We start from the raw sequence: 8432 nt of genomic DNA, 5'->3' as shown, positions 1-8432 counted from the left end.
AAACACCGAAAGCTATCACATACCCAATTTGCTGAAGCGAGACCAACTGGTCACGACTCAGTACCCGAATTTCTTGACGACCATAGAGCATTGGAACCACCTGATCCCATCCCGAACTCAGCAGTGAAACGATGCATCGCCGATGGTAGTGTGGGGTTTCCCCATGTGAGAGTAGGTCATCGTCAAGATTAAATTCCGAAACCCCTGATTGCTAACGCAATCAGGGGTTTTGTTTTGGGCGGTCGGAAACTTAACGAAATGCCGTTTAAAATCCTTTCTCCCTGATCAAGTCAATCAGTGCCCTCAATCCGGCCGGCACATGACGCCTACCTGGATAATAGAGACGCAAACAGTCAAAAGACGGTGTCCATTCCTCCAGTACGCGCACTAACGCCCCTTTCGCCAAATCATCAGCTGCATTCCATTCCGTAAGATAGGTCAAGCCCAGCCCCGCCCTGGCTGCCTCAAGCATCAATGTCGGATTGTCCAGGGTCAAAACCCCCTGCACCTCTACGGCAATTGCTTCGCCATGACGCTCAAACTCCCAGTGGTAGATCGCACCGCTAGGCATTCGGCTGCGAATACACTGATGGGCCCGCAGATCTATGGGGCTGACGGGGACTGGGTGATTGGCAAAATACTCCGGGCTGCCCAATACCGCAAAACGCTGGGCCGGGCTGATATCGACCGCGATCATGTCTTGAGGAACCGTGTCGCCCAGACGAATCCCTGCATCAAACCCCTGCGCAACGATATCCACCAGACGCCCTTCAGTGACGATATCCAGTTTCATCTGCGGATAACGCCGCAGATATTCCAGCAGCAGCGGCATCACCTGCTTTGCGGCACCCGCCGAGGTATTCAGGCGCAAGGTACCGCTGGGTTCTGCGCTGCGATTTCCCGCCTGTTCCAAGGCTGTGCGGATGCTCAACAGTGCCGGCGTAATTGTCTCGACAAACTCTGCGCCCACTTCAGATAACGACACGCTGCGCGTTGTGCGATTGAACAGCCTCACCCCCATCCGCGCTTCAAGCCCTGCAATAGAGTGACTCAGCGCCGACGTCGACACATTCAACTCAGTCGCCGCCGCACGAAAACTTCGATGCCGCGCCACTGCCAATACGGCTTCCAGTTCATTCAGTCCGGATGTGTTCATTGTCCTGGATCACTCATCAACTCATGCCAATTTGTACGGCTTATCAACTCAATCATAGTGAATTACGGTATGACGCACTAGCTCAGCGTCCCGGAGGACCTATGCAACGCATCAACCAGATTTACATCAACGGCGCTTTTGTAACTCCCCATGGCGAAGAGCTTTTTGACCTGTTCAATCCCGCCACGGGCCAGAGTATCGGCCAGGTTCGGTTGGCAAATGAACAGGACGCCCTGGATGCCATCGCCGCCGCTAAGCAAGCGTTTATCGAGTTTTCCCACAGCTCGAAAGAGGTACGCATCGGCTATCTAAAACGCATGCATGCTGCCGTTGAATCCATTGAGGACGAACTCACCGAAGCGATTATCGAGGAGTATGGTGCCCCGGTTTCACGTGCGCGATGGATGGCCAAGCACGCGGCCAGCGTCCTGCAGGATGCTGCCTCGGTACTCGAGAACTACAACTTCTCCCGACGCATCGGTATTGCCGAGGTGGTCATGCAGCCCTTGGGTGTGGCCGGTTTGATCACCCCCTGGAACAGCAACGCCGGTTTTATCTGCGGCAAGCTCGCTGCTGCGCTGGCCGCCGGCTGTACCGCGGTGATCAAACCCAGCGAAATGAGCGCAATCCAGACCTCCATAGTCACCCGCGCACTCCATGAAGCGGGCTTACCGCCTGGTGTGTTCAACATCGTCACCGGTCGTGGCGAAACCGTAGGCGCCGTGTTGAGCTCCCATCGTGACATCGCAAAAGTGTCCTTCACCGGCTCGACCGCTGTCGGCAAAACAATCCTGCGTACCGGAGCCGAGACACTGAAACGCATCACCCTGGAGCTGGGCGGCAAATCACCGGTGTTGGTTCTCGATGATGCGGACCTCAAGGTGGCCGTGCCCATGGCTCTCCAGGCAGGCTTCATGAACAGCGGCCAGGCCTGCATCGCCGGCACCCGAATCCTGGTACCTGAAAGTCGCCTGGTTGAAATCGAAGCGCTGATGATCGAGGAAGTGACCAAAGTACAAGCCGGTAATCCTCGTGATCCAGCCACGGCCGTGGGCCCCATGGTCAGCCTTAAACAATGGGAGCGCGTGCAACGCTACATTCAGATCGGGATCGAGGAGGGCGCTCACCTGCTAGCGGGAGGCCCCGGTCTGCCAGAAGGCATCACGGCGGGCTGGTTCGTAAGACCCACCATGTTCAGCCGCGTGACCAATCAAATGACCATCGCCCGCGAGGAGATTTTCGGTCCGGTGCTATCGATCATTACCTATGCAACCGAGGAAGAAGCACTGGCCATCGCCAATGACACGCCCTACGGTCTCCAGGCGTACATCCTGTCATCAAATCCCGAGCGTGCCCGCACGCTAGCCAGCCGTATCGACGCAGGGCGGGTCCTGATCAATACCCTCGCCCATGAGCCACTCGCACCGTTTGGCGGCTTCAAACAATCGGGCATTGGCCGCGAGTACGGCACATTCGGCCTGGAAGCCTTCCTGGAACCCAAATCGATCCTCAGTTGATTCCTCAGCATGAAAACGTATGAATAAGGTCAACCAGCCAAACCAAAGTGCATGAACAGGCTCCATAAGCACACCGTTCAGGGAAATCGATGCAAAGTGTTTCTGCATTTTTGGTATGGTGCAGCACATTTTCACAAGGACTGATTTCTCCTCCGCAGGAAGCGGCGTCGACCTTATTCAACGAGATGCTGTAGAAATGCCTGAACCGATACCGATCAAGGATCACGAAAAAGAAAACCGCCTGGTCAACAAGCGGCTGTTGGCCTGCGCGCTGCTGGTAGTGGGTATCACCTGCGCACTGGTAGGCCGGATGTACTTCCTGCAGGTGGTGCAGTACGACTATCACTCCACCATTTCCGAGAACAATCGCGTCCACGTCCTACCGATTACCCCGACGCGCGGTCTGATCTATGACCGCAATGGCGTAGTACTTGCCGACAATCGCCCCAGCTACAACTTGACGATCACCCGCGAGCGCACCACTGATCTCAAGGGTGAGCTGGACGCCATCGTCAGCCTCCTGCATCTGCCCGCCGAAGACCGCGGCGTATTTGATAAAGCGCTCAAGCAGGCGCGTCATCCCTTTGTACCCGTCACGCTGTTTTATGAGCTGACCGAAGAACAGATCGCCGTGCTGGCCGTCAACGAATTCCGCCTGCCGGGCGTGGATGTCGAGCCGCAATTTGTCCGCCATTACCCGCTGGGTGCGCACTTTGCCCACTCCATTGGCTACGTAGGCCGGATCAACGAAAAAGAATCCAAGGCCCTCGACTCTGTGGAATACCGGGGCACGCAGTCCATCGGTAAAACCGGGATCGAGCGTTTCTATGAGTCCGAGCTGCATGGCCACGTGGGCTATGAAGAAGTTGAAACCAACGCCCAGGGCCGCGTCCTGCGAGTGCTCAAGCACACCGACCCGATCCCCGGCAAAAACATCGTTTTGAGCCTGGACGTCAAACTCCAGGAAGCGGCCGAAGAAGCCCTCGGCGACCGTCGTGGCTCGGTGGTCGCTCTCGATCCGGCAACTGGCGAAGTCCTGGCGATGGTCAGCAAGCCGAGCTTTGACCCCAACCTGTTCGTCACCGGTATCAGCTTCAAGGAATATGCAGCGCTTCACGACTCCCTCGACCGTCCGCTGTTCAACCGCGTGCTGCGCGGGCTCTACGCACCGGGCTCGACGATCAAGCCGGAAGTGGCCATCGCCGGCCTCGACAGCGGTGTGGTCACCGCCCAAACCCGCGTGTTCGACCCCGGCTATTACCAACTCCCGGACTTCGATCACAAATACCGCAACTGGAACCACAGCGGCGACGGCTGGGTGGACATGGATGCGGCCATCATGCGCTCCAACGACACCTACTTCTACGACCTTGCCCACAAGCTGGGCATCGACCGCCTGCACGACTACCTGGCCGAGTTCGGCCTCGGGCAGAAAGTCTCCCTCGACATGTTCGAAGAGTCGGCCGGCTTGATGCCGTCCCAGGCCTGGAAGCGCGCCACCCGACGCCAACCGTGGTTCCCGGGTGAAACCGTGATCCTCGGCATCGGCCAGGGCTACATGCAGGTCACCCCGCTGCAACTGGCTCAGGCCACTGCGCTGATCGCCAACAAAGGCGTGTGGAACCGCCCGCACCTGGCCAAGACCATCAATGGCGTGGCGCCAGTGGATGAAAACCCGATGCCCAACGTTGTCCTCAAAGACCCGCGCGACTGGGAACAGGTCAACCACGGCATGCAACTGGTCATGCACGACCCACGAGGTATCGCCCGGGCGGCTGCAGCCGGCGCGCAATACCGGATTGCCGGCAAGAGTGGTACCGCACAGGTGGTGGCGATCAAGCAGGGCGAGCGTTACAACCGTCTCAAGACCCTGGAACGCAACCGCGACAACGCCTTGTTCGTTGGCTTCGCCCCGGCGGAGCACCCGCGGATCGTGATTTCGGTGATGATTGAAAACGGCGAGGCCGGTGGCCGAGTGGCAGGCCCGGTGGTGCGTCAGATCATGGACGCCTGGCTGCTTGATCAGGAAGGCCATTTGAAGCCGCAATACGCGACGCCCAGCAAGGCACCGGGTGACCCTCACGTCTGAGGCCACGAGGGCATGACGCTGGTCATGCCCCATCCTTTTTTAAAGGTTGCGCATTGGTCGATGTCGCCTACTGTCAATACAGGAGGTGTCTCATGCACGAATCAAATGAAATCAAACGTAAAGTCCTGCTCAACGCTCCACGTCAACGCGTCTGGGAAGCACTGACCGATGCCGAGCAATTCGGCAGCTGGTTTGGCATCGCCCTCAAGGGCAAGCAGTTTGCCCAGGGCCGGGCCATTGAAGCCCAAATTACTTATCCCGGTTACGAACATGTGGTGTGGAAGGCCAAAATCGAGCGCCTTGAGCCGCAAACGCGCTTCTCTTTCAGTTGGCATCCCTACGCCGTAGACAAGGATGTCGATTACGACACCGAAACGCCCACCTTGGTGGAGTTCACCCTTGTGGATCACGCCGAAGGCATCTTGTTGCGGGTGGTGGAGTCAGGTTTTGACGCGATCCCCGGCGCTCGCCGCCAGAAAGCCTACAAGAAGAACTCCCGAGGGTGGGACGATCAGATGAACAACATCGAAGACTACCTGGCGAAATCCCATCAGCCGTGAGCGGATGGGACGCCGCAATCATCAGCCCTCGTGGGCGGTGCTGATTTCCAGGGTATCGGTGTAGGTTACCAGCACGCTCTGGCCAACCTTGAGGTCTTTGAGGCCGGCGCGGATTTCCGGTTTTTCCACGGTCAGCACTTTGCTCTGGCCAGCTGGATTTTCCAGGGTCACCTGGTTTTTTTTCAGGTCGATGTGGGTGATCTTCAACTGCACCTGCACCTGGCGGAACGCAGCACCGCCCGGGTTCGGGTTATCTGCGGTCGCGCGCAATACGCCAGTCTTCTCGATGGCATCCGGGGCGCTCTTGTCGATGTCGGTATCCAGCACGGCCGCGACCGAATGAGTCACCAGCACCTTGACCTGATCGCCGACCTTGAGGTTGCCCAGGTCCTTGGCCTGTTCGCTGAGCTGCACATGCACCTCACGACCTTCGGCGCCTTGGAGTACTACCTGATGGCTGGCGGCATCCACCTTCAGCACCTTGGTGGTCACCTCATCGGCTTCCAGTGACTTGGACAGCGGGATATCGGCGGCATGTGCCGTCAAGAAACCAGCAGACAGCAAGGTTGCCAGGGTAATTGCCTGACGAAGAGGGCGAAATACGTTCATTCAATAGACTTCCATGTAAGAGGAGCCTTGAGTCTAGTGATGAGCCGGTGATATGCAAATTCGCCAGCCGATCAAAACGAACCTCTGGGGCGGAACCCGATCACAACAATACAGACCGCTATCTGACAAGGAGAACGCCCATGCCCAGTCAAGGTTCATGCCCGGGATTTATCCCGCCCTACATTCTCCATCGGCTGATCGACCATGGTTCCGAGTGGCAGCGTTCGCGAGCGCTGAATACCCTGACTCACGTTCGCCAGTTGCTGCCCAACCCGGGCAAGCCTGGCCCGGCTCCGGTGGCGCCAATCGCCGGCGCGTTGCAACGCAACCTCTACGATGCCGGCCACCTGACGGTGCTCCCCGGTGACCTGGTGCGCGGCGAAGGGCAGCGGGCCAGCGGCGATGCGGCGGTGGATGAGGCGTATGACGCCTTGGGCGCGACCCACGATTTTTTCTGGCAGGTTTACGGACGCGATTCTATCGACAATCGTGGTTTAGCCCTCGTCGGCACCGTGCATTATGGGGAAGGCTACGACAACGCCTTCTGGAACGGCGCGCAAATGGTCTTCGGCGACGGCGACGGCGAGGTGTTCCAGCGCTTTACCCGGTCCCTGGACGTGGTCGCCCACGAACTGACCCACGGTATCATCGAGAGCGAAGCCGGCCTGGTTTACCGCAATCAGTCCGGGGCGCTCAACGAATCAATCTCCGACGTGTTCGGCGTACTTACCCGGCAATACGTACTCAAGCACACGGCCGAGCAGGCGGACTGGCTCATCGGCGCGGATTTGCTTACCGACAAGGTTCAGGGCAAGGGCCTGCGCTCCATGTCCCATCCCGGCACCGCCTATGACGACCCCGTGCTGGGCAAGGACCCGCAGCCCGCGCATATGCGGGATTTCGTCGTCACCCAGGATGACAACGGTGGCGTGCACTTGAACTCCGGGATCCCCAACCGCGCGTTTTACCTGGCGGCGACTGCCTTGGGCGGCTCGGCCTGGGAGCAGGCAGGGCAAGTCTGGTATGACACCCTGTGCGACGAAAAACTCGATAACGATGCGGACTTCCAAGGCTTTGCCGCCTTGACCGTCGCCCATGCCCGCGAACGTTTCGGTGCGACCCAGGCCAAGGCCGTGGAGAAAGCCTGGGCCGGGGTAGGCGTGAGTCCTGGATGAGGGGGATGTGATGAAACAGCTACCACCCTTGGGCAGCGATGCCACGGTGCGTCTGTCTCGCCAAGGCGGGGTGACCGCGATGCTGAGCCGGCCGCGCGAGATCGAGTTTGCCCAGTGCAACGTGGATGAACGCGAACAGATCTTCACGCTGCTCAATGGTTGCCTGCCGCTGGCCTCGGCTGAGTCAGGAAGGGGCGACCAGCGCTTCTATCAAATCGAAGTGCGTTTTCGCCAGGATGATCGCGATGACCGGTTGCTGCTCCAGGTGCCGGAAGACCTGGCACCTGGAGAGTTAGTCCGGCTGTGGGACAAGGGCCAGGTCTGATCCTCCGGGCTACTTGACCACCACCGGATTAACCGGCGCGCCGCTGCCCCCGACAATCTTCAACGGGGCGGCGGTGTAGAGGAACTTCCACTGGCCGTCATCCGCGCAATCGGCGGCCAGTTCCTCCAGCAACACAATCTCGGTAAAGGCGATTCCCAGGTTGCGCATCAGCGCGCAATGCAGCGGAATCTGCACCCCGGACACCGGGTCGGTGATCACTTCGTTGGCGATGGTATCGGTCACCAGGTTGGGGATTTCCATTTCATGGAACCACTCCACCAGCTCGCGGCTGTAGGTCAGCCCTGGCTCCATCAGGTCCTTGAAGAACTCGGTCTTGCCCAGCTCATAAAACGCACCCATGGAACCGGTGCGGATGATCAGGATGTCGCGCTTTTCAATGGTCACGCCCTGGGCCTTGGCGGCGTCGAGCAAGTCCAGGTGGTTGAAGGTTTCGCCGCGACCCAGGCATTTCTTGCCGCGATGGCGGGCCATGTCGATCAGTACGGCGCGGCCCACCACGCCGCGTTCGGCGATGGCCAGCACGCTGGCCTTGGCCATGCCGCCGACGGTGGTCTGCGCGTCGTAGCCGTTCCACAGTTGATTGTCGTACCAGGCGTGGCCGAGGGCGTCGTACTGCGTCGAGCCTTGCAGTTGCATGAAGATCACGTCGTCGGAGTACGCCGCGCCGCCGGTCATGTGCGGCTGTTTGCCGAAGTGGTAATGGCTGTGGTCGAGGGTGTTGAAGCGCATCGACGGGTTGCGCGCCGGCCACATCGGGTCGCCGTCGGGGTGACCGATCTGCACTTGCAAGGTAAAGGTCTTACCCTGGCGTACCGAGGCGACGCCGCGCAGCACTTCGGCTTCAGTCAGGTAATTGAGGGCACCGACTTCGTCGTCCGGTCCCCATTTACCCCAGTTCTTTGGCAGGCCTTCAAGCAATTCCCGGGTGTTCGGCTCGTTCTTATTATGAAGATCACACATAGCAATTCCGGTCCCTGTGA

General features: G+C 59.1%; 8 protein-coding genes and 1 rRNA gene. 6 read left to right on the top strand and 3 right to left on the bottom strand.

The window, feature by feature from the left end; translation table 11 throughout:
- Positions 1-72: 72 nt before the first annotated feature.
- A 5S ribosomal RNA gene (gene rrf / locus AU074_RS08470) occupies positions 73-188 on the top strand.
- Between the two features lie 77 nt (positions 189-265).
- Here rrf and AU074_RS08465 read toward each other — a convergent pair.
- The gene (locus tag AU074_RS08465; protein WP_076014340.1) at positions 266-1156 is read right to left on the bottom strand and encodes a LysR family transcriptional regulator; all 891 of its coding nucleotides are present in this window, start codon (positions 1154-1156) and stop codon (positions 266-268) included.
- Between the two features lie 101 nt (positions 1157-1257).
- Here AU074_RS08465 and AU074_RS08460 point away from each other — a divergent pair, with 101 nt between their 5' ends.
- The 3 genes from AU074_RS08460 (at position 1258) to AU074_RS08450 (ending at position 5322) form a co-directional block, all read left to right on the top strand.
- A complete protein-coding gene (locus AU074_RS08460; RefSeq protein WP_076014339.1) occupies positions 1258-2673 on the top strand; it encodes an aldehyde dehydrogenase family protein in 1416 nt (471 codons plus the stop codon).
- A 196-nt stretch (positions 2674-2869) separates the two neighbouring features.
- Positions 2870-4762 (top strand): penicillin-binding protein 2, encoded by a 1893-nt coding sequence (gene mrdA, locus AU074_RS08455; protein ID WP_076014338.1) that lies wholly within the window; start codon positions 2870-2872, stop codon positions 4760-4762.
- 92 nt (positions 4763-4854) lie between these two features.
- Positions 4855-5322: an SRPBCC family protein gene (locus AU074_RS08450; RefSeq protein WP_076014337.1), complete on the top strand. Its 468-nt coding sequence runs from the start codon at positions 4855-4857 to the stop codon at positions 5320-5322.
- Between the two features lie 21 nt (positions 5323-5343).
- Here the strand turns inward: AU074_RS08450 and AU074_RS08445 are convergent, their stop codons facing one another.
- Positions 5344-5931, bottom strand: coding sequence for a hypothetical protein (locus tag AU074_RS08445; protein WP_076014336.1), 588 nt, complete (start codon positions 5929-5931; stop codon positions 5344-5346).
- A 140-nt stretch (positions 5932-6071) separates the two neighbouring features.
- Here AU074_RS08445 and AU074_RS08440 point away from each other — a divergent pair, with 140 nt between their 5' ends.
- Entirely contained in the window at positions 6072-7106 is a 1035-nt protein-coding gene (locus AU074_RS08440) for a M4 family metallopeptidase (RefSeq protein ID WP_076014335.1), read from the top strand.
- Positions 7107-7116: 10 nt separating this feature from the next.
- A complete protein-coding gene (locus AU074_RS08435) occupies positions 7117-7431 on the top strand; it encodes a protealysin inhibitor emfourin (protein WP_076014334.1) in 315 nt (104 codons plus the stop codon).
- 9 nt (positions 7432-7440) lie between these two features.
- Here the strand turns inward: AU074_RS08435 and AU074_RS08430 are convergent, their stop codons facing one another.
- The gene (locus tag AU074_RS08430; protein WP_076014333.1) at positions 7441-8412 is read right to left on the bottom strand and encodes a cyclase family protein; all 972 of its coding nucleotides are present in this window, start codon (positions 8410-8412) and stop codon (positions 7441-7443) included.
- Positions 8413-8432: the final 20 nt, after the last annotated feature.

Origin of the sequence: Pseudomonas sp. ATCC PTA-122608 (assembly GCF_001952855.1) — a bacterium.
In the GTDB taxonomy this organism is placed as follows: domain Bacteria; phylum Pseudomonadota; class Gammaproteobacteria; order Pseudomonadales; family Pseudomonadaceae; genus Aquipseudomonas.
This window is presented reverse-complemented; position numbering and strand designations above follow the sequence as displayed.